This window comes from Pseudomonas sp. PH1b, from assembly GCF_000633395.1.
GTDB lineage: Bacteria > Pseudomonadota > Gammaproteobacteria > Pseudomonadales > Pseudomonadaceae > Aquipseudomonas.
Genome location: NZ_AYMU01000010.1, coordinates 231,539 through 257,973 on the forward strand (window position 1 = coordinate 231,539; position 26,435 = coordinate 257,973).

The following is a 26,435-nucleotide window of genomic DNA, read 5'->3' on the forward strand; positions in this document are numbered from 1 at the left end:
GGCCGAGGGTGTTATCGCAAGGAACGCCAGGCCTCAGGCAGGCTGCGGCCTCCAGACCGCTGCAGGCATGGCGTACTGCCGGGCCCCGGAGGGGCTCGGCAGATTTTCAAGAACCGCACGATCCCTTGGCTACGAGACAGTCCAGGGTTCAGCGCTGGGCAAGGCTCCCCAGGCATTGAGTGGCGCTGCCTGGCTGCAGGTAGGGCATGAGGATCGGTGCCATGCCCTTGAGGACTTGCACCGGCAATGCCGAGGTGAACTTGAAGGCCTGGGCCGAGGCCCCAGGGACATAGGCGGTGAGGGTGCCGAAATGGTGCTCACCGATATAGAACACGAAGGTGGCGGTGCGGTTGATCGACTTCGAACTCAGTACCCGGCCTCCGGCGCCAATGGCCTCGATGCGGTTGTCGCCGGTGCCGGTCTTGCCGCCCATGGCCAGCGCGGTGCCGTCGGCCAGCTTGAAGCTCCCGGCCACGCGTTTCGCGGTGCCGGCATCCACCACTTGCGACAGGGCGCCGCGTAGCGCTGTGGCCACCTCCGAGGGCATCACTCGCTTGCCTTTGTCCGGGTCGTTGCTCAAGCGGGTTTCATAGGGTGTGCCGGCGGCGAAATGCAGGCTGTCGATGCGCAAGGTCGGCAGGCGTACGCCGTCGTTGAGGATGGTCCCCACCAACTCGGCCAGGGCCGCCGGACGGTCGCCGGAGCTGCCGATGGCGGTGGCCAGGGAGGGCACCAGGTGGTCGAAGGGATAACCGACGCTCTGCCAGCGCTGGTGGATATCGAGGAACGCTTCGATCTCCAGCATGGTGCGGATGCGGCTGTCCCGGGCGCTGCGGTGGCGGCTCTTGAACAGCCAGCTGTAGACCTCCTGGCGCTCGAACTCGCTGGCCTTGACGATCTGGCTGAAGGTGGCGTCGGGGTTGCTCATCAGGTAGCCCAGCAGCCACAGGTCCAGGGGGTGGACCTTGGCGATGTAGCCCTGGTCCGGCAGGTTGTAGGCCCCAGGGCCGTAGCTGGCATAGAGCTTGTCCAGGCGTTCATCGGTGAGCTTTTCGCTGACCTTGGCGTTTTTCATGTGGGCTCGGACAAAGCGGTTGAAGCTCTCCTGGCTGGCGTCCGGCAGCAGGTAGCGGTGCACGGCGGCGAGGCGGATCGCCGTGGGGTGCAGGCTGTCGAGGAAGGTTTCCAGGCGCGCTTGAGTGTCCTTGTTGCGGTACTTTTTCCAAAAGCGCAGCAGGAACGAAGTGCCTTCGCGGTCAGCGAAGCGTGCCAGGTATTCCTGGCGCCGCGGGTCCTGGTCGTCCTTGAGCAATTCGGCGCTGCTGCTGTCGCCGCCATAGGTGCTGTAGCGCACCAGGTCACGCATCAGGCGAATGAATGGCAGGTTGATGGATTCGCGCAAGGCATCGCGCAGGGTAGGGCTACGGCCGTTGTCCTCATTGCGAAAGTTGTGGAAGTGATGGACCCCGCCGCCGGTGAAGAAGGCCTCACCGGGGCTCGCGGAGTAGGTGCGGTTCAGGGCCGCATCGAGCATTTTCGGCAGGCTGCGGTCGCTGTTCTGCATCAGGTAGTCGAGGGACCAGCGGCTCAGGCGGTCCTGATCGTTCACCGCTACCTTTTTCAACTGTGCGGGTGTTTGCCCGGCGTACTTGTCGTGCAGTTCGGAAATGATCTGCAGGTAGGTGGTCAGCACCCGCAGCTTGGCGGTCGACCCCAGCTCCAGCTTGCTGCCCTCGTTGATATCGAACGGCTGGTCGGTGCTGTCGGTTTGTACCCGCACCCGCGAGCCGTCGGGGGTGAGTTCGAACAGGGTGAAGCTGTAGCGCACCTGGGTGGTGCTCGAAGGCGTCAGCAGCCGTTCGCCGAGCACCCCGACCTGGGCGGCGAAAGCCGGATCGGCGAGGTGCTTGAGGTACTCGGTGGCCTGGCGTTGCAGGTCGCTCTGCAAAGTGCTGGTGGCGGACAGGTCGAGACGGTCCAGGTCATACAGCGGACGATTGAGCAGCGCTGCCAGGCGACTGCGAGCGACGCTGATGCCCTTGTTGGTCTCGATCGGCTGCAGGGTCGGCTGCTGCTGCCAGTCGCGGTACGTCACCTTGCTGGCCAGGGCTGCGGCAGTCAGGGCGGGATCTATGACATTGTTCTGCGCCAGCAGGCGGATATGGCTGTCGGTCAGGTCGGCGAGTTCGGCGTGCCCCTTGGCCAGGTAATGGGACGGACGACGCTGGGCGATCATCAGCGACAGCACCTGGCGCAAGGCCAGCCCGCGCTGAGCCAGGCTCTTCGAGTCACTGGCGGTGCTGGCCAGGGCCTGGTTGACCTGATCGAAGTCGGCGCCGTACCAGACCCGCAGGCCTTCGGCCATGCCATGCACTTCGCCGTGTCCGGGAACGGCCGACAGCGGCACGCTGTTGAGGTAGTCACGGACGATCCGGCGTCGGGCTTGCAGGGTTTCGGGGCCGTCCTGGTAGGCGCGCACGCTGGCGGAGATCATCTGGCGGATTTTCTCGCCACCAGACGCCGTCAAGCCATCCGGCGAATGCCGGTATTTTTCCAGCTGGGTGGCCAGGGTGCTGCCGCCGGCGGTTTGCCCGGGCAGGTGCAGGAGCCTGGCCACCTGGGACCAGGCCGCCTTGGCGAAGCGCGGCCAGTCCACCGCCGGGTTGGCCTGGCCCAGTCTGGGGTCCAGCAGGTCGCGGTTCTCGATGAACAGCAGACTGTGCACCACCAGCGGTGGAATGCTGGCAAAGGTCGAATACAGCTGTTGCGGGTACTTGAACTGGTACAGCGGTGCGGCGCGGCAATCGGTGATGGACAGGCCAGCCTGGATCTTCTCGGTATAGGGCACGAAAAAGCCGCTCTTGCTGTAGTCCATCAGCGCCGGGGAAAAACGCGTCTGGGCGTCGATCAGGTAACCGCGCTTGAGCAGGCGTGGCAGGAACTCGCCCAGGGCGCTATAGCCCAGGCGCCGATCGAAGGGCCCGGCTCCCGGATAGAAGATGGCATCACTGGGACCTGGTTGCAGGGAGTAGCTCAGCTCACTGGCGAGCTTGCTGAACTCCCGGGCCTGGAGTTTCGAGGTGCGCATTTCGCGGGTGGCGGCGACACCCAGGGCAATCAGCGCGATCAGCAGCAACAGCCAGAACAGGCGCCAGGCGTACCGCCGGGGTTTGGAGGTTTTGGGTGAAGGCGCTTCGTCCTCGCTGTGGTCTGGCGCTGCGTTCTTACGCGAATCGGTCTGCCACAAAGCGCCCATAGTCGATTGATCCATTCACGCAGATTGATCGGACTTGCCTGAAGCTTAGACGGTGCTGGCGGCCGGTGAATAAATTGTGAAAACGACGCGGCCCTGCTGCTGTGGCCAGGGAGCGTGCTCCCGCCGGCCTGCGCAGCGGCCCTGAAGCCAGCCAGCGTGGTCTCCCCGACAGAACGCGCGCTCAGGTTTGCGCCTGCTGCGCAGCCGAACGGGAACACGCTCCCAGGCCACAGGCTAGAGGCTTTTGCCAGGTAAATACGCCCTAGGTAGGGGCATGACGATGCACCGGGGCTGTGCAATACTCGCGGCCCTTTCCGAGTGAAGTTTCAGGGCAAAAAGCAGGTAATGCTTCTCCGTGAAAGCGGTATTTGCCGAGATTTCTCTCTGAATTTAGCTGCTTATAGAGTGAAAAGCCCTGTCGGGAGCTTTTTATACTGCGCACCCCGCTGATCTGGCAGGTTTTGTCCTACAGACGCACCGTCCCACAAGGCCGGTCCGGTTGAGCAGGCTTCGGCTATCCGCCGTGGCTTCGAAGACTCGGTGGTTCATATCCAATAACAAAATGAGGTTGTATCTCTATGCCAGTTGGCAACCAACTGCCCCACGGCGAGACCGCTAACGGCGGCCCGCTGAAACGCGAACTCGGCGAACGGCATATTCGCTTGATGGCGCTTGGCGCCTGTATCGGCGTCGGCCTGTTCCTCGGCTCGGCCAAGGCCATCGAGATGGCCGGTCCGGCCATCATGCTGTCCTACATCATCGGCGGCCTGGCGATCCTGGTGATCATGCGCGCTCTCGGCGAGATGGCGGTGCACAACCCGGTCGCCGGCTCCTTCAGTCGCTACGCACAGGACTACCTGGGCCCGTTGGCGGGCTTTCTCACCGGCTGGAACTACTGGTTCCTGTGGCTGGTGACCTGCGTCGCGGAAATCACCGCGGTGGCGGTGTACATGGGCATCTGGTTCCCTGATGTGCCGCGCTGGATCTGGGCCCTGGCGGCCCTGGTGAGCATGGGCTCGATCAACCTGATCGCGGTCAAGGCCTTCGGTGAGTTCGAGTTCTGGTTCGCCCTGATCAAGATCGTCACCATCATCGCCATGGTGGTCGGCGGCATCGGCATCATCGCTTTCGGTTTCGGCAATGACGGCGTGGCCCTGGGGATTTCCAACCTGTGGACCCACGGCGGCTTCATGCCCAATGGCGTGACCGGCGTGCTGATGTCCCTGCAGATGGTGATGTTTGCCTACCTGGGCGTAGAGATGATCGGCCTCACCGCCGGTGAAGCGCGCAACCCGCAGAAGACCATTCCCAATGCCATCGGCTCGGTGTTCTGGCGCATCCTGCTGTTCTACGTGGGCGCGCTGTTCGTGATCCTGTCGATCTACCCGTGGAACGAAATCGGCACCCAGGGCAGCCCCTTCGTGATGACCTTCGAGCGTCTGGGGATCAAGACCGCCGCCGGGATCATCAACTTCGTGGTGATCACTGCGGCGCTGTCGTCCTGCAACGGCGGCATCTTCAGCACCGGGCGCATGCTCTACAGCCTGGCGCAGAATGGCCAGGCCCCGGCCGGTTTTGCCAAGACCTCGAGCAACGGCGTGCCGCGTCGGGCCCTGCTGCTGTCGATCTTCGCCCTGTTGCTGGGGGTGTTGATGAACTACCTGGTGCCGGAGAAGGTGTTCGTCTGGGTGACGTCCATCGCCACCTTCGGTGCGATCTGGACCTGGGTGATGATCCTTCTGGCCCAGCTCAAGTTCCGCAAGGGGCTGAGCCCGGCCGAGCGTGCCGGCCTGAAATACCGCATGTGGCTGTACCCGATCAGTTCCTACCTGGCCCTGGCGTTCCTGGTGCTGGTGGTGGGGCTGATGGCCTACTTCCCGGATACCCGCGTGGCGCTGTACATCGGCCCGGCATTCCTGGTGCTGCTGACGGCGTTGTTCTACCTGTTCAAGCTGCAGCCGACCAATGCCCAGCCAGCGCGCTCGGCGTCGTAACGGGCGGCCCGCAGAGGCTCCTGGTTTGAGCCGCCCGGGCTGAAGCCCGGGATGAAGAATCCGGCGCCCCGCAAGGGCCGCCGGATTTTTTTTGCTCCCCGGTCAGCCGCCCAGGGTGCCGCTGGTGTCGGTGTCGAAGACCGCCTTGGCCTGGCGGGCCAGGGGGGCCAGCAAGGCCAGCAAGCTTGCCTCGTCATGCAATGGCCGGGACGCCAGCTGCGGCGGGGTGGGTTCGATGGGCAGCAGCACATCTTCAGCGTCTGCGTGCAGCCAGATTGCCGTGACCTGCAGTGCCGGGACGAACAGCAAGCGCAGCTCATAGGATTTGCCCTGCAACGAGGCGGTGTTTTCCGCGAGGTTCAGGGCCCTGACCGCCGACGTGGCCAGGGCGCCGTGGTTCAGCGCCGAGAAATCCAGCGTGCCGGCGGCCTCGGTCAACTGTGCATCGGCGATCGACAGGCCGCCGGCGAACACCAGGTAATGCCAGTCGCCCACCTGGGCCTGGGCCAGGCCATGGCCACTGCTCAGGTCTTCCAGGCTCAGGGCGTAGCCCCGGAACCCCTGGGACAGGCTCAAGTGGCCGCTGCGGGCACGGGTAAAACCATGGTTGACGCCGAAGCCCTGGGTTTGCAGGGCTGCCTGCAGCGCGGGTTGCAGTTGCTGGACGCCAGTGGCAGGCGCCTTGGGGTAAGTCAGTTGCATGACGCCTCCTAGTTTTTCCGGGTGAAGTAGGTGTGGGTCCAGTTGCCGCCGCCGTTGTAGGAACCGGGGAAGTTGTTCAGGGCACGGGTCGAGTAACCGTAGATCGAGTCCGCCACCAGGATGTAGCCGCCGTCGCTGCCGTAGATCGTCAAAAAGTGTGCGCCGCCGCCGTACCAGGCACAGCGCAGGCCAACAGGGCGCCCCATGCCGAGCTGGTTCTCGATGGCCGGCATCTGCATCCGGTCCTCGCGCATGCCGCCATAGCTGCGGGTGGTCCGCAGCGCCGAGTCCAGGTAGCCATAGACGTTGCAGGGGCCGGGCTGGCCGCAGCAGGTGTTGCGGCCCAGCTCGGCGTTGGCCACGCCGCACTGGGTCCAGGAACCGGTGCCGTAGTAATTGCCCACCGAGGCGGACAGGGCGGCCCAGCACCAGTTGCTCATGGTCTGCTGCTGCACGCTGAAGTTGAGCCGGGTGCCGGCCAGGGGAGCCGGCTCGGCGCTCAAACCGGCCTCGGCCAGTTCGAGGTCGAGCAGCGCGCCGGCAAGGCACTGGGGCAGAGCCTGCGGCATGTCGGTGTGGGTCAAGGGTGTGCTTAACATGTTCATCCTCCATGAATGAAAACAAGCCTGTGGCTTGAGTCGTTGTTGCGTGTTTCGATCAACTGGTTCATTCGGCCCTGATGCCAGGCGCGGTGCTGTGCCAGCCTCGATGGCGAGCGCCGGGTGGGCCTGAAACCAACCTTAGATACTTCATGCGTCAATGCAATTAAAATATGCATAAATGCATTATTGCGAGCAGAAATGTCCCCGGAAAAGGGGCCTTCCAGGGCATGGCGATTACCTGAGGTCGAAGGCTTTACTGGTTCGCCCAGGACTGGGTTGCCGCCCCATTTTTGCGGCAGCTGTGGGCTGAGGCATCAGGCCGGCCATGGGCGAGCACCTGCCCTCGCCACAGGTGACTCTGCGCTCGCCCTATCGCCTGGCTGAACCGCCTCAGGCGGCCTGGGCCTATTGGTCGTCGAGGAAGTGCTCAAGAGCCGCGTTGAAGAACCCCGGGTCCTGGAGGAAGGCGAAGTGGCTGACATTGGGCAAGATCAGCAACCCGGCGCCAGGAATGGCTGCGGCCATGTATTCGGTGTGCTCGCGCTTGATGGCTTCGTCGTGATCACCGTCGACGATCAGCACTTGGGCCTTGATCCGGGCCAGGTCGGCATCGCTCCAGTTGGGCTGGTTGGCCCACATCTGGCCGATCTGCTCGACGAAAGCGTCGTACTGCCCGGGCGTCGCTGACAGGCGGCGGTATTCCTGGCCGGCGCGCTCGATGTAGGCGGCGAAGGTCGGGTTCTGCTCCACCCCCTCCTTGACCCCGGAAGTCCGGGTGTTGGCGGCATAGGCGAAGACCTTGCCCACCCGTTGCGGATAGCGCATCGCCAGGTCCAGGCCGAGAATCGCGCCGTCACTCCAGCCGACGAAATCGGCGCGGGGGATCTTCAATTGGTCGAGCAGGGCGATCACGTCGTCGGCCATCAGGTCGTAGCCGTAGGGGCGGGCATCCCGACTGCTGCGCCCGTGACCGCGGCTGTCGATGCTGATCACCGTGTGCCGGGTGGCCAGGGCCTGGACCTGATGCCCCCAGTAGTCGGCGTTGCCCAGGCCGCCATGCAGCAGCACCACCGGCGAGCCGTGGCCGATCCTGCTGTAGTAGAGGCGGATGCCGTTGACCTCGGCGTGGGCCGATTGCGCCCCGGGCACCGGGGCCGGAGTGGGGGGCAGGGTTTGCCAGCGTTCGCTGGCAACGGTGCTGGTGAAGGAGATCAATAGAGCGAGCGCTGCAAGTAGACGAGCCATGAGCCTCTCCGTGCAAAGGTCCCCGATCGAGCCGGGGCGGGTGGTTGGGGTGTTTGCGTCTATGGGTCAAGCGCTGGGGGGCTCGACATCGAAGATCACCAGGGTGCCGTGGCTGCCAGGCAGCACGCAGTGGGCCTCGCCGGCCGGCACCAGGTACATCTGTCCGGCCTGCACTTCCACGGTGGCCTGGCCAATACCCAGGCGCAGGCAACCCTGGCTCACCAGCAGGCCTTCGTCGTAGTCATGGGTTTCTTCCGGATAGGACTGCGGGCTCATGCGCAGGACCTTGATGCGGGCCGGACCTATCCGGCCCACCAGCGAGGATTGCCAGGGCTCGGGCAATGGAGGGGACAGCAACTCGAAGGGCAGTAATGGCATGGCGAATCTCCCAGGCGTCAGCGGGGTTTCGTTCTGCTTTCGGTGGTCCGGTCAGCTTGGTTGTGGGGGGGCTAGAATTCGTCCATCAGCAGCACGCGGCATTCGCGGCTCTGGAAGGCGTTGATCTGCGGCACCAGACGGGTGAAGTGCTCGGTCTGGCAGTGGGCGTCGAGGGCGGCGCGGTCCGGCCACTGTTCGACAAAGATGAAATGCCCCGGGTCTTTCTGATCGACGAACAGATCGTAGGCGATGCACAGCGGTTCCTGGCGGGTTTTCTCCACCAGTTCGGCGTACCACGGGCGTACGGTGTCCAGGTGTTCGGGCTGGATGAAATCTTCAGCGATGACCTTGAGCATTCGAATCTTCCTTGGGTGACGCCCGGCGCTCCCCGGCAACCGGGGAGCACTGGGCAATGGGGCTTAAGCGGCGGCTTCGGTGTTGGGTTCGAAGCTGTCGGCCCGGGCCAGTTGCCACATGCGCGAGTAGAACTCGCCGTTGACCTCGCCGGTCAGCAGTTCGCCGGGCTTGAGGAACACATGCAACTGGGAGAACAGCTTGATCTCCGTGGCCGACATGCGTCGCACCAGGTGCTTGGCCTCCAGTTGCGAGGGGTGCTGCAGGCCGGCGGCCGCGAGCATTTCCGCCAGGGCCTTGAGGGTGTTGCGGTGGAAGCTGAATACCCGCTGGGCCTTGTCCGGCACCACCAGGGCGCGTTGGCGCAGGTTGTCCTGGGTGGCCACGCCCGTCGGGCACTTGTTGGTGTGGCAGCTTTGCGACTGGATGCAGCCGATGGCGAACATGAAGCCCCGGGCCGAGTTGGCCCAGTCGGCACCAATGGCCAGCACGCTGGCGATGTCGAAGGCGCTGACGATCTTGCCGCTGGCGCCGAGCTTGATCTTGTCCCGCAGGTTCAGGCCCACCAGGGTGTTGTGCACGAACAGCAGGCCTTCGCGCATCGGCGCGCCGATGTGGTCGGTGAACTCCACTGGCGCCGCGCCGGTGCCGCCTTCCTTGCCGTCGACCACGATGAAGTCCGGGAGAATGCCGGTTTCCAGCATGGCCTTGGCAATCCCCATGAACTCCCACGGGTGGCCCAGGCAGAACTTGAAGCCCACGGGCTTGCCGCCGGACAGCTCACGCAGCTGCTGGATGAAATGCATCATTTCCAGGGGGGTGGAGAACGCACTGTGGCTGGAGGGCGAGATGCAGTCCTCGCCCATGCGGATACCCCGGGTGTCGGCGATTTCCTGGGTCACCTTGTGCTTGGGCAGGATGCCGCCGTGGCCCGGCTTGGCGCCCTGGCTCATCTTGATCTCGATCATCCGCACTTGCGGGTTCTGCGCCTGGGTGGCGAAGCGCTCGGGATCGAAGTGGCCGTCGCTGGTGCGGCAGCCGAAGTAACCGCTGCCCAGCTCCCAGGTCAGGTCGCCGCCATGCTCGCGGTGATAGGGGCTGATGCTGCCTTCACCGGTGTCGTGGGCGAAGTTGCCGAGCTTGGCCCCCTGGTTCAGGGCACGAATGGCGTTGGCGCTCAGGGAGCCGAAGCTCATGGCCGAGATATTGAACACCGAGGCGGAGTAGGGCTGGGTGCACTGAGGGCCGCCGACGATCACCCGGAAGCTGTTGGGATCGCTCAGGGGCGCGGGGCGCATGGAGTGGCCGATGAATTCGAAGCCCGACTGATAGACGTCGATCAGGGTGCCGAAGGGTTTGTCGGCGCTTTCATTCTTGGCTCGGGAATACACCAGGGAACGCTGGGCCCGGGAAAACGGCAGCGCGTCGCTGTCGGACTCCAGCAGATACTGGCGGATTTCCGGGCGGATGCCTTCCACCAGGTAGCGGATATTACCCAGGATCGGGTAGTTGCGGCGTACCGCATGGGGACTCTGCAGCAGGTCGAAGATCCCCAGCAAGCTCAACAGCAGGGTGACCAGGGTGAATGGCCAGAGCCAGTCATTGTCGAGAAAGGGCAGGCTGGCGAGGGTGAATATCACGCAGGCGGCAAAGAAGGCGTAGCGGCTCAGGAGTGACAGGCTCATACGGTTTCCTTGGTTCGGATTCATCAGGTCATTCAGGCAGCGGATGCCTGGAAAACGGGTAATACACAGCGGCACCGAACGGCTGGAACGGCAGGCTGCACAGGCATTTCTTATAGGAATTCACGGCAGTGTGAGAGCGTTGCAGCTGAGCATACTGGCCCGCCAGCGCCGTGTGGGCAAGCCTGAAACCGAGGAGTGGCAACTGGCCGGGACCTTGGGGGAATAACCTTATTGCGATAAGTTCTCGTTTAAATCGAGATTTATTGTTACTGTATAACAATTGTTGCCATCCCAATCCGCTGGAGGTTCCCATGAAGCCCAATATCCATCCCGACTACCGCACCGTGCTGTTCCACGATACCGCCGCTGATGTGTACTTCCTGATCGGTTCCACCGTCGACACCGACCGCACCCAGCAGTACAGCGACGGCAAGACCTACCCCTACGTCGCCCTGGACGTGTCCAGTGCCTCCCATCCGGTGTACACCGGGCAGCAGCGCAAGACCCAGTCCGAAGGCCGCATTGCCGGTTTCAACAAGCGTTTTGCATCCTTCGGCTCCAGCGCCAAAGCTGCTCAGTGATGCCATTGCCGGCGAACGTTGGCACAAGGCTGCGTTCGCCTTGCGGGCCCGCTGGAACCCTTTCAGCGGACCGATGGCATTAAAAAGCCATCATCTCGATTGGAAATTCTTCTAGTCTTGAATCAGGCAACAGGGAATGCCGTTGCCCATCTACAAAATGAAGGACGCGTTCATCGACGTTGACCCGAGGTGTCTCATGGGTGAGCTGAACGTTGCCACTGTCACACGCCAACCCGGAGTCTTGCTGGTGGATGGCCAGGACGCGATCCTGCAGCGCCTGCGCCAGTTACTCGCGCCCCATCCCTATCAACTGCACTGCGCCCATGACGGCAGCGAGGCCTTGCGCATCATGGCCACCGAAGAGGTGGACCTGGTGATCAGCGCCGCCCACTTGCCGCACATGGACGGCCCGAGCCTGCTGGCGCGCATTCATCAGCATTACCCTGCCACCACGCGCATTCTGCTGACGGGCGATCCGGACCCGAAGCTGATTGCCCGGGCCATCAACGAAGGGGGAATCTACCGTTACCTGAGCAAGCCCTGGGATGATCAGGAACTGCTGCTGACCTTGCGCCAGGCTCTGGAGCATCAGCATTCCGAACGTGAGCGCCGACGCCTGGACAGCCTGGCGCAACAGCAGAACAACGAACTCAAGACGCTCAACGCCCTGCTGGAAAAACGCGTGGCGGCCCGTACCGCCGAGCTGCAACAGACAGCCGACATGCTTGACCTGGCCTATGAGGAGCTCAAGCACAGCTATGCCACGGGAGCCGAGCTGTTCTCGCTGCTGGTGAACCAGCGCTTGCCGCCGGAGAAGCAGACCAACCGGCGGATCATCGAGCTGGTGCGCGCCTACGGCAAGATCCAGGGGCTGGAGGCGCCGATCCAGCGCGACCTGGCCATGGCCGCGGCACTGCATAACATCGGCAAGCTGAGTTGGAGCGACAGCATGATGATCACCCCGGCCGACTTGCTGCATCATCACCAGCGTGAACGCTACCGGGCCTATCCGGCACAGAGCGAATCGCTGTTGATGACCCTGGAGCCGGTGCAGGATGCCGCGCGGCTGATCCGTCATCATCAGGAACACTGGGACGGTAGCGGCTTTCCCGATCACCTCAAGGGCGAGGCGATTCCCCTGGGGTCGCGTCTGCTCAAGCTGGCGGTGGATTTCATCGAGCTGCAATGCGGGCTGGTCCTTGAGCGACACATGAACAGCGACGAGGCCCTGGTGTTCATTCGCAAGTACGCTGGCCGTCTGTACGATCCGCAACTGGTGGAAGGCTTCATCCAGGTCTGTTCGGTGTACCTCAGCGACGTGACCCTGGGGGATCCGTCGGTCAAGGTCCTGGGTACCCGGGAGCTGATGGCGGGGATGATCCTGGCGCGCAACCTGAATGCCGACAACGGCATGCTGCTGCTCAATGCCGGCAAGGTGCTCAACCTGCCCCTGGTGGACAAGCTGATAGCCTTCGAAACCATGGAAGGCGCTCGCTACAGCGTGTTCGTCAAACTGCCCGATAAAGGCCAAGCGAACCCATGATCCCAGGCATCTGCCAGGAGCAAGCAGAGCTTTGACGGATGACGTGCCACTGCCGGACATGTGATCCTTGCGCCTTCGTTTTCAAGGTTGCCCGATGCCCATGTCACTGTCCTGCTCTGCTGTTCCTTCCATCATTCGTATTGCTGCCGCGCTGTTGATCGGTGCCGACGGACACACCCTGCTGGTGCGCAAGCGCGGCACCCAGGCCTTCATGCAAGCGGGCGGCAAGATCGAAGCCGGCGAGCAGCCGGTGCAGGCCCTGGCCCGCGAGCTGGAGGAAGAACTGGGCCTGCGCATCGATCCGGCCCAGGCGCGTTACCTGCAGCAGTTCTCCGCCCCGGCGGCCAATGAGCCGGGGCATGTGGTGCAAGCCGAGGTATTTCTGGTTCGCATCGACACGCCCGTGACCCCCGCGGCAGAGATCGAAGAAGTGCGCTGGATCGATCCGGCCGGCGACGGTGATTTGTTCCTGGCGCCGTTGACACGGGATCTGATCTTGCCGTTCTATCGCACTTTGCCAACCACCCCAGCCTGACTGCCCGCACCGCCAAGGACTGCCATGATCCCACTCCACGACTACCTGATCTTCGCCGCCGCTTCCTTGCTGATGGTGCTGACCCCGGGCCCGAACATGATCTACCTGATTTCCCGTTCGATCTGCCAGGGGCGCAAGGCTGGAGTGACGTCGTTGCTGGGGGTGGTGGCGGGGTTCTTCGTTCACCTGTTCGCCGCTGCGCTGGGCCTGACCGCGGTGTTCATGGCGGTGCCCATGGCCTATGAAGTGCTCAAGTGGGCCGGTGCCCTGTACCTGTTGTGGCTGGCCTGGCAAGCGCTCAAGCCGGGTGCCCGCTCGCCTTTCGAGGCCCAGCAGCTGCCTGCGGACTCGCCGCGCAAGCTGGTGACCATGGGCTTTCTCACCAGTGCGCTGAACCCCAAGATCGCGGTGTTCTACCTCTCGGTGTTTCCACAGTTCATCCAGCCTGAGCACGGCTCGGTGTTTACCCAGAGCATCATCCTCGGCCTGACCCAGATCAGCGTGAGCTTCTCGGTCAACCTGCTGATCGCGCTGTTTGCCGCGGGTATCGCTTCCTGGTTCGCCAGCAACCCCACCTGGCTGTCGGTGCAGCGCTATTTCATGGGGTTCGTGCTGGCGGCGCTGGCTGTGCGGCTGATGTTCGAACAGCGCCGAGTCAATTGATCGAGGAGTCATCCCATGTCTGGTTTTCCCAGTCCCGAAGCGGTGGTCGAGGAGCAATTGCAGGCCTATAACCGCAAGGACCTGCCGGCCTGGCTGGCGACTTATGCGCCGGATGCCCGGCAATACGAGCACCCGGCAACGCTCTTGGCCAAGGGCCATGAGGAACTTGGCGCCCGAGCGCAGGTACGCTTTCGCGAGCCCAACCTGCATGCCCGGCTGCTGCAGCGCAGCGTGATGGGCAATGTGGTGGTCGATCATGAGCTGATCAGCCGGACCTTCGCGGAAGGCAGCGGGACCCTGGAAACCGTGGCTATCTATGAAGTGCAGGCGGGCAAGATCCAGTCCGCCTCATTCATCACCGGACAGAAGACCCTCGACTGAACATGCAGATCCAACGCTTGACCCCTGACGACGTGGAGCAGTACCGGGCCTTGATGCTCGAAGCCTATGACCGCCATCCCCAGGCGTTCACTTCCAGTGTCACCGAGCGGGAAAAACTACCCCTGGCCTGGTGGGCCTCGCGCCTGGATGGCGAACTGGACCTGCTGCTGGGGGCATTTTCCGAGGGGCGCCTGCTGGGCATCGTCGGCCTGGCCTTCGAGCTGCGGGAAAAGGCCCGGCACAAGGCAACCCTCTTCGGGCTCTACGTCACCGGCGGGCAGCGCAACAGCGGGGTGGGCTATCGACTGCTGCAGGAATTGCTGGTGCATGCCGGCCGCTGCGAAGGGCTGCGCCTGGTGCAACTGACCGTGACCGCAGGCAACGACGCGGCACTGTCGCTGTACCAGCGCTGCGGCTTTGTCCAGTTCGGTCTTGAACCCCAGGCGGTGAGGGTGGGCGAGGACTACTTCGACAAGATCCACATGTGGCGCGAAGTGCCTGTTGAAACCTGAGCAGCATCGCCCATCAACTGCCTGTTGCCGCCACGGCTATGGGGTGGATTTACCGCAGGCTCGACCCGCTGCCGGGGTGGTGGTCGCCGGCGGCCCAGGCCCTGCACTGGCCGCCGATAGGGCGGCCGGGTGTCGGCTTCAACGCACCGCGCTGACGCCGTCCAGGGTCGAGAATGAAGTGTCCTTGGCCGTCAGCAGGAAGTCGCGCATGTAGGGCGCATCCAGCATGTCGGCGCGAATTGCCGCATACAGGGTGGCGAACAGCCCCTTTTCCCCCAGCCGCTTGGCCTTCACATAACCCCGCGAGCTGTATTCGTGCAGGGCCCAGTGGGGCATGCCGCAGACGCCACGACCACTGGCTACCAGTTGCATCATCATCACCGTCAGTTCCGAGGTGCGCACCTGGGCCGGCTCGATGTCCGCGGGCTCGAGGAAACGGGTGAAGATGTCCAGGCGGTCTCGTTCCACCGGGTAGGTGATCAGGGTTTCGCTGAGCAGGTCTTCCGGGGCTATGTAGGGTTTGTTGGCCAGGGCGTGCTGGTTGGCCACCGCGAGCATCGCCTCGTAGGTGAACAGCGGTACATAGGTGATGCCTGCCAATTCCAGGGGATCGGAGGTCACCACCAGGTCCAGGTCACCCCGCGCCAGGGCCGGCAAGGGGGCAAACGAGAAGCCCGAGGCCAGGTCCAGCTCCACTTCTGGCCAGGCGTCACGGAATTGGTCGATGGTGGGCATCAGCCACTGAAAGCAGCTGTGGCACTCGATGGCCATGTGCAGGCGCCCGGCGGTGCCGCCGGCCAGCCGGGCGATGTCGCGCTCGGCGCCCCGCAGCAGCGGCAGGGCCGCGTCCGCCAGTTGCAGCAGGCGCAGGCCGGCGCTGGTGAAGCGCACCGGCTTGGTCTTGCGCACGAACAAGGGCATGCCCAGGCGCTCTTCGAGTTCCTTGAACTGGTGAGACAGGGCGGACTGGGTCAGGTGCAGGCGTTCGGCGGCTTCCACCAGGCTGTCGGCTTCGCGCAAGGCGTGCAGGGTCTTCAGGTGACGGATCTCTAGCACCAGGCTCTCCATGAGTGAATTTTGTGATCAGCATAAAAGTGTTGAGTTTGTCTCATGTTGGCCGGGCTGTCGATCATCCAGCCCCACTGATCTCCTGCTGAGGGCCGGGAGCGCGATCGAATGGATCACGACCGCTGGGCAAACTTCATCAAACTGTCACGCAACTGTGGCAGCGCGAATCATCGAAGTTCATCAGACTCGCGCTCTACTGGGGTTCTGCGTTTCGGTGTTTTCCATGCGGGCAAGATTTTTTTCCACTGTCGTCCTGCTGGCCGGGCTTTTGCTCGGCCAGCTGTCTTTTGCGGCCGCGCGCTGCGATGTCAATGTCCCGACCCAACGAGTCGACCTGCCTCAGGTGAGCCTGGCCTACCAGAGCATCGGTCGGACTTCCGACCCGGCGCTGCTGCTGGTAATGGGCCTGGGCGGGCAACTGATTCACTGGCCGGACGAGGTGGTGGTGGCCCTGTGTCAGCAGGGGTTCCGGGTGATCCGTTACGACAATCGCGATGTCGGCCTGTCCACCTGGCGCCAGGCGCCGGCCAGCGCCAACCTGACTTTCGAAGTGCTGCGTTACAAGCTCGGCCTGCCAGTGGCTGCACCCTACACCTTGACGGACATGGCCGATGACGCACTGGGCCTGATGGATGCGCTGCATATCGAACAGTTTCACGTGCTCGGGGCGAGCATGGGCGGGATGATCGCCCAGCACCTGGCAGCCATGGCGCCACAGCGAGTGGAGAGCCTGGTGCTGATCATGACCAGCTCCGGTGCCGAAGGCCTGCCGGCGCCGAATGCCGCGCTGGTGCAACTGCTTTCCCGGCGCAATGCGCCGAACCGCGAAGCCGCTCTGGAACAGCAGGCCGACCTGCTGGCAGCCCTCGGCAGTCCGAAGGTGGCCGATGATCGCAAGGTCCTGCTCCAGCAGGCTGCGCAGTCCTATGACCGGGCGTTCAATCCGGAGGGGGTCAAGCGGCAGATCATGGCGATTCTCGCCGAGCCCAGCCGGGTGGCTTTGCTCAAGCAACTGCGGGTGCCGACCCTGGTGGTGCATGGCACCGCCGATCCGCTGCTGCCGGTGATGCACGGGGTGCACCTGGCGGCGCAGATCCAGGGCAGCCAGCTGAAGCTGATTCCGGGCCTGGCCCATCGTTTCCAGGAAGCCTTCAAGGCACCGTTGCTGGCCGCGGTGCTGCCGTACCTGCAAACCCATCGCGAAGACACCTCCCACTGGGTGCAGATCGAACCGCTGGAAGTGGGGCGCTTGCTCTGAGCGGCAAGCCTCAAGCGGCTAGATTTTCGCTTGCAGCTTGCAGCTTGCAGCTTGCAGCTGTCCGCGTCAGCGGACAATCTTGTCCACCTGAATGCCCAGCTTCTTCAAGCGATACCAGAAGCTGCGCTCGGAAATCCCGATCATCTGCGCCGCTGCGGCCTGCACGCCGTTGCTCTGATGCAGCGCGGCGAGGATGTAGGCTTTTTCCACCTCGGCCAGGGCCGAGTCCAGGTCGCTGGGCACTTGCGGACCAACGCTGATGGCGGCGCCGTTTAGCGCGCCCTGGGGCTGGCTGTGGAACAGGTAGCCTGGCAGGTCGCTCTCTTCGATGACCTGGCCCGAGGCAACGATGGTGGCCCGTTCCACGCAGTTCTGCAGTTCGCGGATATTGCCCGGCCAGGTGTAGTTGGCCATGGCCTGCAAGGCTTGCGCGCTGAACCCGGTGATGCGCTTGCCGGCGGTGGCGCCCAGGCTGTGGGCGAAGTGTCGGGCCAGCGGGGGGATGTCCTCGACCCGCTCGCGCAGCGCTGGCAGGGGGATGGGAAAGACGTTGAGGCGGTAATACAGGTCCTCGCGAAACTCCTTGTTGGCCACCGCTTCCAACAGGTTCTTGTTGGTCGCGGCGATCACTCGCACATCGACCTTGCGCTCACGTGGGTCGCCTACCGGCTCGATCACTCGCTCTTGCAGGGCGCGGAGAATCTTCGCCTGCAGGGCCAGGGGCATGTCGCCTACTTCGTCGAGAAACAGGGTGCCCTTGTCGGCCTGCTGGAAACGCCCGACCCGGTCTGCCACGGCGCCGGTGAAGGCGCCCTTGCGGTGGCCGAACATCTCGCTTTCCAGCAAGCCTTCGGGGATCGCTGCGCAATTGACCGCGACAAACGGCTTGTCGGCGCGATTGCCGTGCTTGTGGATGGCGCGGGCGACCATTTCCTTGCCGGTGCCGCTTTCTCCGGTCAAGAGGATGGTGGCGTTGCTTTCGCGCACCGAATCCACCGCTTGCAGCACCCGGCGGAAGGCCGGGCTGTCGCCTACCAGGCTGTCGAACTGCTGATGCTCGTCGAGCTCGGCGCGCATGCGCTGGTTGTCTTTGAGGATGTCGCGAAACTGCAGGGCCTTGCTGACGGTGATGTCCAGCTCGTCGATGTCGAAGGGCTTGGCGATGTAGTCATAGGCGCCATTGCGCATGGACTGCACGGCGTTCTTCACCGTGCTGTAGGCGGTCATCACGATCACTGGCAACTGCGGGTAGCGCTGCTTGATTTCCCCCAGCAACTGCGGGCCGTCCATACCGGGCATGCGCCAGTCGCTGATCACCAGGTCGATGTCCTCCTGCTCCAGCACCTTGAGGGCGTGCAGGCCATTGCTTGCGGTGAACACCTGGACGCCGTTCTGGCTCAAGGCCGAGGACAGCAGGTCGCAGAGTTTCGGTTCATCATCGACCACCAGCAGGTTATGCGTCATCACTGTCCTCGTCTTCGTCGTCCTCTTCACCGTTGGCCGGAATGTACAGGCTGAAGGTGGCGCCAGCATCTTTTTCGCTGACACATTCTATATGGCCGTCATGGCTTTCCATGATCGAGAAGACTTTAGCCAATCCCAGGCCGGTGCCCGAGGCCTTGGTGGTGACGAAGGGGGTGAAGATGCGCTCCAGCATGTCGGCTTCGATGCCCTGGCCGGTGTCGCTGATGCTGATGATGGTTTCATCTTCCTGCTGGGCTATGCCCAGGGTCAGGCGGCCGCCGTCGGGCATGGCGTCGATGGCGTTGAGGATCAGGTTCAGGCAGGCCTGCTTGAGCTGGCGGGCATCGGCGTGGATGGTGGCTCCCGGCGCCTGGTCGTCGATCTGCGCGTCGATGTTGTGGGTAGCCAGCTCCGGAGTGCAGAAACCCAGCAGTTCCTCCACCAGTGGCCGCGCCGCCTGCGTGGAGCGAATCGGCGCGCTGGGTTTGGCGAAGTCGAGGAATTCGGTGATCAGGTCATTGATCCGGCTGACCTCGCTGATCACGTATTCCAGGTGGCGCTTGTCGTTTTCCGGCAGGTTGGCCCGGCGGTGCAGCAGTTGGGTCGCGGTCTTGATGATGCCCAGCGGGTTGCGGATCTCGTGGGCCAGGCCCATGGCCACTTCCCCCAGGGCATGCAGGCGGTCGCGGCGGCGCAATTGCGCTTCCAGGTGCTGCAGTTCTCCCAGGCGTTCGGTCATGTGGTTGAAGGTGCTGCTCAGCTCCGCCAGCTCATCGCCGCCGATTACCGGCACCCGTTGCCGGTAGTCGCCGGCGATCACCGCCTGCACGCCCTTGGACAGGCCCCGCAGTGGTCGGGTCAGGCGTTGCGACACCAGCCAGCCGACGCACAGCGAGGCTGCCGAACTGAGGAGGAAAATCAGGATGAACAGGTTGCTCTGGTTGACCAGGCCCACCAGGCTGCTATGGCGCAGCAGGCCACTGAAAATCACCCCTACCAGGTCGCCGCTGTCATTGAAGATCGGCCGGTACAGGCCGCTGTAGCGGCTGGTGAACTGCTCGGTGGGCTGGCGGGTGGCGCGCAGGATGTCTTCAATCTTGTGCGGCACCTTGGGCGGGTGGTCCTCGAAGCGCTGGGTGGCGAAGATCTCCGAGAAGTCATCGGCCTTGGCCAGGTACAGGCGCAGGTCCAGGGAATGCACGTCGGCCACGCTGGTGAGGAAGCTGGCGTCCAGGTAGGTGGCGATCAGCAGTTGGTAGTCGACTCCATCGAGGCTGGTCTGGAAGGTCGAGACCACCGCGCCAGTGGCCACGCCGCCGACCTGGAGGGTCTGCAGCACCGCATTGGAAGCGGTGCTGATCTGTCCCACCACATCATCGGCGACGGTGGTGAACATCACCTTGTGATCGTTCTTGCGGATCAGCGCTACCACATCGATGCCCATGGAGTCGGCGATGTCCGCGGTGAGCTTGTCGTGCTTGGCCGCGCTGCGATCCGTGGGCGGGCGGGTGTAACGCAGGAACAGCTTAGCGATCCTGGCGTTGTCATGGAGGATCTCGGTGATCTCGTCCTCGACGATCTTGGTGGACTCCTGCAGCCAGATGCGCACGTTGCTGTCGAATATTTCCGACAGGGTCGTGGCCGCCAGCTCGGCGGCGATCATGGTGGGAATCACGCTGACCAGCCAGAACGCCAGCACCAGCTTGCGTTGCAGGCTCCAGCGGGAGATGGCGAAAGGGCGGGGAGGACGACGATCTTTTCTGGTCATGTACTTTCGCTTATTGCAGCAGCCATGGCGGGGTCGGAGCGATCCGGGCGGACAAAGCGTTTTATTACCTTGAGCAAGGCATTGAGCAAGCGATTGCGATGCCGGAAAAACAACATGTTACCGGTGAAACGACAGCCCAGGCGCAGTTTGCTGGCATAACCCGCCTGGCCGCATTCATACAGCGGGATTCGCTGCTGAATACAGTAGTCGACGTTGGCCAGCCAACTGCGAAAATACAGGTTGTGCTCACGACTGACATTGAGGTCGTGGGCGAAGAATTTGTCGATCAGCCGATGCTGGTCGATGAGGATCAGGTTGAACGCCACCAACTGCCCGCCGACCCAGTACAGGACGCAGGCGGCGCGTTCGCCCAACTGTTCGAGGATGCCGGTGAAATAGTCCGCCGGCAGGCGTTCGAACTGCAGGTCGCTGCGGTTCAGCGTGGCCTCGTACAGACGCATGATGTCCGGCAGGACGTCGTCGATCTGGTGGCGCCATTCAATGCGGGGGGCCGGTGCGCGCAGCTTGCGCCGCAGGTCCTTGCGGGTGGATTTGCCCAGGGTGCCGAGGTAGGCGTCGATCGAGGCAAAAGGCACCGGCAACAGGGCACTGGGCAGGCTCGGCATGGCTTGCAGGCCGGCGGCCAGGCAACTGGCCGCCCACTGCAAGTCATTGCTGGGGGCATCCTTGACCGCCATCAGGCCAATGCCGAAGTCGTCGGCGTCGCGCCGGGCCAGTTGCAGCAACTGATCCAGCAAGGCCTGGCGACGTTCTTCGGGTACATGGCTGGCGGTGCCGGCGTTGCACTGTTCGGCCACCGGGGATCCGATGGCGTACAGGCGCAGTTGCAGAACGCCGGGCCAGTGCCGCTCCAGGCGTTCGGTAAAGCGCTTGGCCAGGCCCGAGACCGTGGTGTCGAGCCGGTACTGGGTGGTGAAGGCCGGAGCCACGGCCACCAGGGTCGAGCCTTCGAAGACCGCCAGGTAGCGCCACTGGAAGTCGGCGATGGCGGCTTTTTCCACGGCCAGGTAGTAGTCCCAATCCTCCAGGGCATCTGGAAAACAGTCATTCCAGGCACCGCGGTCGATGGCCTGGATGGTTGAAAAGGCTTGGGCGGTAATCACGTCTCGTCCTTAAGCTAGGCCAGCTGTCGGTAGTCTTCGCGCAAGGCGGGCCTGACCACTTGCTGCTGGATGAAATCCGCGCTCAACTCGATCACGCGCTGGTACTGCAGGTCCACGGTGATCATGTGATAGCAGTTGTCCAGGAGAATCTTGACCACCGGCCCGCCGAGCTTGCGCTCGACGTAGTCGGCATTCCAGGTACTGGTGATGTCGTCCTCGCTGGCGTGCAGCACCAGGGCTGGGGTCGTGATCGACGGCATGCGCTTCTTGACCACGGCGTTCATCCGGTGCAATTCGCGCACCGTCACGCCCTCCATGGTCAGGAGCCCGGCATTGCTGCTTTCGCCGGCCTTCATCTGCTTCTCGACGATGGCCCGCAGGCGCTCGTTCTTGATGCCGTAGGGCGGTTTCTCCTCGAAGCGGCAGATGTGCACGCCGAATGGAATCTTCATCAGCAACGGGGTGAGGAAGGCCAGCTTGTTGATGCTCCAGCCGTCGTACTTCAAGGTCGTGGAGTACATCAGCAAGCCGCTGATCTGTCCCGGGTGCTCGGACGCCAGGTACATGGACATCACTGCGCCCATGGACAGGCCGCCGACGAACACCTGCTCGTGACGCTGCCGTACGCCGACAAAGGTCTTGCGCACGCCCTGGTACCAGTCCTGCCAGCCGGTGGCCTGCAGGTCGCTGTTGTCCCCGCAGTGCCCGGGCAGGGTCGGTACGTACACCGTGCACGTACCGTCCTTGGCCAGGCCCTGGGCCACCCGACGGAGTTCCGTCGGGGTGCCGGTCAGGCCGTGGATCAACAAGACCCCGACCGGACCCGAGCCGAGAACGAAGCCGGCGCTGCCTTCGCCCAGATCGATCTCAGCCTTGTTCATCGCTTCATGGCCCGATCCAGCAGGCGGTCCAGCAGCGCGATGCCCAGATCGATTTCCGCGTAGCTGATTTCCAGCGACGGGGCCAGGGTGATGACGTTCTTGTAGTAGCCGCCCACATCGAGGATCAGACCCAGACGCTGGCCGTTGATTTCGATGTCGCCCTTCATGCCTTCCTCGACCATGTAGTCCAGGGTCGCCTTGTCCGGGGTGAAGCCGTCGGTGGTGCAGATTTCGCAGCGCAGGGCCAGGCCCAGGCCGTCGACGTCGCCGATGATCGGGTAGCGCTTCTGCAGGTCCTTGAGGCCTTCGAGGAAGTACTTGCCCTTTTCCATGACCATCGCGCCGTAGTCGATCTCGCTGGTCATCTTGAACATTTCCAGGCCCACGGCGGTGCCCAGCGGGTTGGAGGCGAAGGTGGAGTGGGTCGAACCTGGCGGGAACACGCCCGGGTTGATCAGCTCTTCACGGGCCCAGATGCCGCCCAGCGGGTTGAGGCCGTTGGTCAGCGCCTTGCCGAACACGATCACGTCCGGCTTGACGTCGAAGTGCTCGATCGACCACAGCTTGCCGGTGCGGTAGAAGCCCATCTGGATTTCGTCCACCACCATCAGGATGCCGTGCTGGTCCAGCACGTGCTTGAGCTCGCTGTAGAAGTTCATCGGCGGGATCACGTAGCCGCCGGTGCCCTGGATCGGCTCGACGTAGAAGGCGGCGTATTCGCTCTGGCCGACTTTCGGGTCCCAGACGCCGTTGTATTCGGTCTCGAACAGGCGGGCGAACTGCTGCACGCAGTGGCTGCCGTACTCTTCCTTGGTCATGCCTTTAGGGCCGCGGAAGTGGTAAGGGAACGGGATGAATTGCGCACGCTCGCCGAAATGGCCGTAGCGGCGGCGGTAGCGGTAGCTGGAGGTGATCGACGAAGCACCCAGGGTACGGCCGTGGTAGCCGCCCTCGAAGGCGAACATCAGGCTCTTGCCGTTGGTGGCGTTGCGCACCACTTTCAGCGAGTCTTCCACCGACTGCGAACCGCCGACGTTGAAGTGCACGCGACCGTCGAGGCCGAATTTCTTCTTGGCATCGACCGCGATCATTTCCGAGAGCTCGATCTTGCCTTTGTGCAGGTACTGGCTGGCGATCTGCGGCAGGGTGTCGATCTGTTGTTTCAGGGCGTTGTTCAGGCGCGGGTTGGCGTAGCCGAAGTTCACCGCCGAGTACCACATCTGCAGGTCGAGGTAGGCCTGGTTGCTGGTGTCCCAGACGTAGGAGCCTTCGCAGCGGCTGAAAATGCGCGGGGGTTCGATGTAGTGAACGGTATCGCCGTAGGAGCAGTACTTGGCTTCTTTATCCAGAAGGATCTGGTCTTCTGCGGTAGCGATGCGGATATCAGACATGGTGGAAGAGTTCCTGGGTTTCAAGAGAGAAGTTGGTGGCGTTGGCGGCGCTGTTCGGCAGTTTGGCCAGCAGCGCCGGCAGTTCGGCGAAGGAGTCGAACCGCGCATGGGGAATGTTGTTGCGCTGGCAGTAGTCGGCCAGCCGATCCTTGGCGAAGACGAAGTCGGCGGTGGAGGCCACGCACATGTCCGACTGGCCGTCGCCAATCACCAGCACGCGCTTGCCGCGCGGGGTGGATTTGCATTTGCAGTTGCCGGAGGCGGCGCGGCAGGCGTCGCTGGCGTAGGGGAAATCGATGCGCCAGCTGTTGTGGTCGACCTGGCGCAGGCGGTTGGCGAGGATCGGCAGCAGGGTCACGTAGTTGCGTGCCAGGATGCGGGCGATGCCTTGTTCGATGCCGTCGCTGACCACCTCGATGGAAGCCCCGAGCCCGATCACGTGATCGACGAAGTCGGGGAAGTCGGGGTCGATTTCGACGCTGTCGAAGTAGCCGAGCAGTTCGGCAGGTGAAGCCTTGACCAGGGCCAGTTGGCGGCTGAGGCATTCTCGGGAGCCGATGTGACCGTCCAGCCACTCCTGCTCGATGCCTTCCCAGCTCGGGTCGGCAAAGCGTTGGAGAACGTTATCGATCACGTCGGCGCGGGAGATGGTCCCGTCGAAGTCACATACGATATGCCAGTGCATCATCTGCTGGTACCTGTTGAATAAGAGCGCTCTTTGCGCTTGCGGCAGGGGTACAGCAGGGACTGTGCCAAGTAGCGCTAACCCAGCAGGGCTGGGGCTTTGGCGAGGGAGCGGGGCGATTTGTAGCGTTCTTGCTACAATTTTTGTAGGTCCCTACAAACAACATCAGTGCTTGCGCCCATGGGCGGCTCTGGTGATTGATGCGCGCATGTTCAGATAAGGAAACTCATTCATGCCCCGGCTTTCTCTCCCCGCCTTGTTGCTCGGCCTGTTGTCGCTGAGCGCTACCTGCGGTGCTGCCGCCGATTCCGCAATCAGCGGCGAACTGGGCCTGGGACTGGGCTATCAGCCCCACGATCCCAGCGGCAGCCGCTACGACACGGCTCCCTTGCCCTATCTGGACCTGGACTGGGGCGATGTCAGTCTGAGCACTGATGATGGGCTGACTTGGGATGCCTTCAAGAGCAACGGGTTGAGCATCGGCCCCTATGTCAATTACCTGCAGGGGCGCAATGCCGATGGCTCGCTGCGCGGGCTGCGGGACGTGCCGGACATGGCCGATGTCGGCGGTTTTGTGCAGTACGCGCCGGACGACTTCTGGCGCCTGTTCGCTGCCGTGGGCCAGGCGGTGGGCGGGGGCGGCGGCCAGGGCGGCCTGCTGGGCAAGCTGGGCGGGGAGATCGGCTATCCACTGGGCATGGGCATCATCGGCAGCAACAACCTGACCCTGCACTTTGCCGATGCCCGCCAGACCCAGACCTTCTTTGGCGTCAGTGACCAAGAGTCCCGGGCGTCCGGCATCGGCTCATACAACGCCGGCGGCGGCTTGCAGAACGTCACCCTGACCCAGAACTTCCAGTTTCCCCTGGGGGACAACTGGTCGCTGATGGCCAGCGCCAGCTGGATCCGCCTGACCAACTCGGCGGCGGACAGCACCATTGTCCGGGACAAGGGCGACGTCAATCAGGGCCAGGTACAGACCGCCATCAGCTACAAATTCTGATCTGAAACAGGCTGCAGCCTTGTACACCAAGGCCTGCAGATGATCTCGGTGGCCTGGAACGCGGCCAGGGCGATAAAAGCTGGTCTGGCCTTTGCAATAGCCGCCATGAATTCAATTTCTCAGGAAGTTCTTCATGGCTCGCCCCGCCTATCGTTTGCTCGCCTATTCCCTCTGGGACCTGATTCCGATTGTCATGGCCCTGGCGCATTTCGCCTTTGTCCTGTGGCTGGTGCTGGATTTCCATGCCCTGTCCTGGTGGGTCATCCTCCCGGCCGCGCTGCTCTACGCGGTCAGCCTGTCGTGGAGCATCAACAGCATTTCCCACAACCAGATCCACAATCCCTACTTCACCCCGTCGTGGATGAACCGGGCCTTTGACCTTCTGCTGTCGGTGACCATCGGTTTTTCCCAGACCCTGTATCGCGATATCCACAATCGCCATCACCGGGGCAATTCCGACTTGCCCGATGCCCAGGGCAAGACCATCGACCCGCTGTCGATCTACCTGCATGGCAAGGATGGCCAGCCGGACAACCCCTGGGCCTACACCTTCCTGAGCTTTTTTCGCGACGATCCCAAGGATATCTATCAGGAAATGCAACGCAAGCGAGCGGATGACGCGCGCTGGGTAAAGGTGGAAATTGCCGTGACGATAGCCTTCTATCTGGCGCTGGCCTGGGTCGACTGGCACGCGGTGCTGGTGCTGCTGCCGTTCTGGTACCTGGGGCAGTCGCTGTCGTCGCTCAATGGCTATTACGAACACCTGGGGGGCAACCCCGACCTGCCGATTGCCTGGGGCGTGAGTTCCTACAGCCCGCTGTACAACCTGCTCTGGATGAACAACGGCTACCACGCCGAGCATCACTACCGGCCGAAGATGCACTGGACCAAGGTCAAGGCCTTCCATCGCGAGATACGCGAACAGCAGCGGGCGGCTGGAGTGAAAGTGATATCCGTGTCCCACGGCCTGGGCTTCCTGGTGTCCCGGCGCAAGGCCTGATGGCCGCCCCGGCGTCTACACGGCCCCGTCCCAAACCCAATCACTGTAGGAGCTGGCTTGCCAGCGAAGGGGCCCGCAAGATCGCCTTCGCCGGCAAGCCGGCTCCCACACAGCCCCCAACGCAACCCCAGTCGCCGTAGGAGCTGGCTTGCCAGCGAAGGGGCCCACAAGATCGCCTTCGCCGGCAAGCCGGCTCCTACACAGCCCCCGACGCAACCCCAATCGCCGTAGGAGCTGGCTTGCCAGCGAAAGAGGCCCGCAAGATCGCCTTCGCCGGCAAGCCGGCTCCCACACAGCCCTCGACGCAACCCCAATCGCCGTAGGAGCTGGCTTGCCAGCGAAGAGGCCCACAAGATCGCCTT

24 protein-coding genes are annotated in these 26,435 nt (G+C 63.3%); 10 read left to right on the plus strand and 14 right to left on the minus strand.

Annotation, left to right across the window (positions count from 1 at the left end; translation table 11 throughout):
* Positions 1-148: 148 nt before the first annotated feature.
* Positions 149-3,256 carry a transglycosylase domain-containing protein gene (locus U873_RS0118250; protein ID WP_025129605.1) on the minus strand — a complete coding sequence of 1,036 codons (3,108 nt, stop codon included), beginning with the start codon at positions 3,254-3,256 and terminating at the stop codon, positions 149-151.
* 578 nt (positions 3,257-3,834) lie between these two features.
* On the opposite strand from U873_RS0118250, the gene U873_RS0118255 reads away from it, so the two are divergent.
* Entirely contained in the window at positions 3,835-5,250 is a 1,416-nt protein-coding gene (locus U873_RS0118255; RefSeq protein ID WP_025129606.1) for an amino acid permease, read from the plus strand.
* A gap of 102 nt (positions 5,251-5,352) precedes the next feature.
* Here the strand turns inward: U873_RS0118255 and U873_RS0118260 are convergent, their stop codons facing one another.
* The 6 genes from U873_RS0118260 to U873_RS0118285 form a co-directional block, all read right to left on the minus strand.
* Positions 5,353-5,952, minus strand: a complete 600-nt coding sequence (locus tag U873_RS0118260; protein WP_025129607.1) for a hypothetical protein — start codon at positions 5,950-5,952, stop codon at positions 5,353-5,355.
* 8 nt (positions 5,953-5,960) lie between these two features.
* Positions 5,961-6,551, minus strand: a complete 591-nt coding sequence (locus U873_RS0118265) for a papain-like cysteine protease family protein (protein WP_025129608.1) — start codon at positions 6,549-6,551, stop codon at positions 5,961-5,963.
* A gap of 408 nt (positions 6,552-6,959) precedes the next feature.
* Entirely contained in the window at positions 6,960-7,799 is an 840-nt protein-coding gene (locus U873_RS0118270; RefSeq protein ID WP_025129609.1) for an alpha/beta fold hydrolase, read from the minus strand.
* Positions 7,800-7,865: 66 nt separating this feature from the next.
* Positions 7,866-8,177 (minus strand): cupin domain-containing protein, encoded by a 312-nt coding sequence (locus U873_RS0118275; RefSeq protein WP_025129610.1) that lies wholly within the window; start codon positions 8,175-8,177, stop codon positions 7,866-7,868.
* 71 nt (positions 8,178-8,248) lie between these two features.
* Positions 8,249-8,533, minus strand: coding sequence for a putative quinol monooxygenase (locus U873_RS0118280; RefSeq protein ID WP_025129611.1), 285 nt, complete (start codon positions 8,531-8,533; stop codon positions 8,249-8,251).
* A gap of 63 nt (positions 8,534-8,596) precedes the next feature.
* A complete protein-coding gene (locus U873_RS0118285; RefSeq protein ID WP_025129612.1) occupies positions 8,597-10,216 on the minus strand; it encodes an FMN-binding glutamate synthase family protein in 1,620 nt (539 codons plus the stop codon).
* Positions 10,217-10,527: 311 nt separating this feature from the next.
* On the opposite strand from U873_RS0118285, the gene U873_RS0118295 reads away from it, so the two are divergent.
* From U873_RS0118295 to U873_RS0118320, 6 genes are all read left to right on the plus strand, one after another.
* Complete coding sequence (locus U873_RS0118295) at positions 10,528-10,797, plus strand: type B 50S ribosomal protein L31 (RefSeq protein ID WP_025129613.1); 270 nt, start codon at positions 10,528-10,530, stop codon at positions 10,795-10,797.
* Between the two features lie 196 nt (positions 10,798-10,993).
* On the plus strand, positions 10,994-12,340 hold the full coding sequence (locus U873_RS0118300; RefSeq protein ID WP_025129614.1) for an HD domain-containing phosphohydrolase: 1,347 nt from the start codon (positions 10,994-10,996) through the stop codon (positions 12,338-12,340).
* Between the two features lie 100 nt (positions 12,341-12,440).
* Positions 12,441-12,875 (plus strand): NUDIX domain-containing protein, encoded by a 435-nt coding sequence (locus U873_RS0118305; protein ID WP_025129615.1) that lies wholly within the window; start codon positions 12,441-12,443, stop codon positions 12,873-12,875.
* A 24-nt stretch (positions 12,876-12,899) separates the two neighbouring features.
* On the plus strand, positions 12,900-13,538 hold the full coding sequence (locus tag U873_RS0118310; protein WP_025129616.1) for a LysE family translocator: 639 nt from the start codon (positions 12,900-12,902) through the stop codon (positions 13,536-13,538).
* A 15-nt stretch (positions 13,539-13,553) separates the two neighbouring features.
* Positions 13,554-13,919, plus strand: a complete 366-nt coding sequence (locus U873_RS0118315) for a nuclear transport factor 2 family protein (RefSeq protein ID WP_025129617.1) — start codon at positions 13,554-13,556, stop codon at positions 13,917-13,919.
* Between the two features lie 2 nt (positions 13,920-13,921).
* Positions 13,922-14,431, plus strand: a complete 510-nt coding sequence (locus U873_RS0118320; protein ID WP_025129618.1) for a GNAT family N-acetyltransferase — start codon at positions 13,922-13,924, stop codon at positions 14,429-14,431.
* A gap of 138 nt (positions 14,432-14,569) precedes the next feature.
* Here the strand turns inward: U873_RS0118320 and metR are convergent, their stop codons facing one another.
* Positions 14,570-15,487: a transcriptional regulator MetR gene (gene metR, locus U873_RS0118325; RefSeq protein WP_025129619.1), complete on the minus strand. Its 918-nt coding sequence runs from the start codon at positions 15,485-15,487 to the stop codon at positions 14,570-14,572.
* 235 nt (positions 15,488-15,722) lie between these two features.
* Between metR and U873_RS0118330 the strand changes: the two genes are divergently transcribed.
* Entirely contained in the window at positions 15,723-16,757 is a 1,035-nt protein-coding gene (locus U873_RS0118330) for an alpha/beta fold hydrolase (protein ID WP_025129620.1), read from the plus strand.
* Positions 16,758-16,823: 66 nt separating this feature from the next.
* Here U873_RS0118330 and U873_RS0118335 read toward each other — a convergent pair whose 3' ends face one another.
* From U873_RS0118335 to U873_RS0118360, 6 genes are read right to left on the minus strand one after another with little or no spacing between them, the layout of a single operon-like run.
* A complete protein-coding gene (locus U873_RS0118335) occupies positions 16,824-18,221 on the minus strand; it encodes a sigma-54 dependent transcriptional regulator (protein ID WP_025129621.1) in 1,398 nt (465 codons plus the stop codon).
* Positions 18,211-19,989 carry a HAMP domain-containing sensor histidine kinase gene (locus U873_RS0118340; protein ID WP_025129622.1) on the minus strand — a complete coding sequence of 593 codons (1,779 nt, stop codon included), beginning with the start codon at positions 19,987-19,989 and terminating at the stop codon, positions 18,211-18,213. The genes U873_RS0118335 and U873_RS0118340 overlap by 11 nt, the downstream gene beginning before the upstream one ends.
* Entirely contained in the window at positions 19,986-21,113 is a 1,128-nt protein-coding gene (locus U873_RS0118345) for a GNAT family N-acetyltransferase (RefSeq protein ID WP_025129623.1), read from the minus strand. The genes U873_RS0118340 and U873_RS0118345 overlap by 4 nt, the downstream gene beginning before the upstream one ends.
* 14 nt (positions 21,114-21,127) lie before the next feature.
* Positions 21,128-21,994: a carboxylesterase gene (locus U873_RS0118350; RefSeq protein ID WP_025129624.1), complete on the minus strand. Its 867-nt coding sequence runs from the start codon at positions 21,992-21,994 to the stop codon at positions 21,128-21,130.
* Positions 21,991-23,385, minus strand: coding sequence for an aspartate aminotransferase family protein (locus tag U873_RS0118355; RefSeq protein WP_025129625.1), 1,395 nt, complete (start codon positions 23,383-23,385; stop codon positions 21,991-21,993). Before U873_RS0118355 ends, U873_RS0118350 begins: the two co-directional genes overlap by 4 nt.
* Positions 23,378-24,073, minus strand: coding sequence for an HAD-IB family phosphatase (locus U873_RS0118360; RefSeq protein ID WP_025129626.1), 696 nt, complete (start codon positions 24,071-24,073; stop codon positions 23,378-23,380). Before U873_RS0118360 ends, U873_RS0118355 begins: the two co-directional genes overlap by 8 nt.
* A gap of 229 nt (positions 24,074-24,302) precedes the next feature.
* Between U873_RS0118360 and U873_RS0118365 the strand changes: the two genes are divergently transcribed.
* Positions 24,303-25,073: a MipA/OmpV family protein gene (locus U873_RS0118365; RefSeq protein ID WP_025129627.1), complete on the plus strand. Its 771-nt coding sequence runs from the start codon at positions 24,303-24,305 to the stop codon at positions 25,071-25,073.
* 133 nt (positions 25,074-25,206) lie between these two features.
* On the plus strand, positions 25,207-26,073 hold the full coding sequence (locus U873_RS0118370) for a fatty acid desaturase (protein ID WP_025129628.1): 867 nt from the start codon (positions 25,207-25,209) through the stop codon (positions 26,071-26,073).
* The last annotated feature ends 362 nt before the right edge of the window (positions 26,074-26,435 follow it).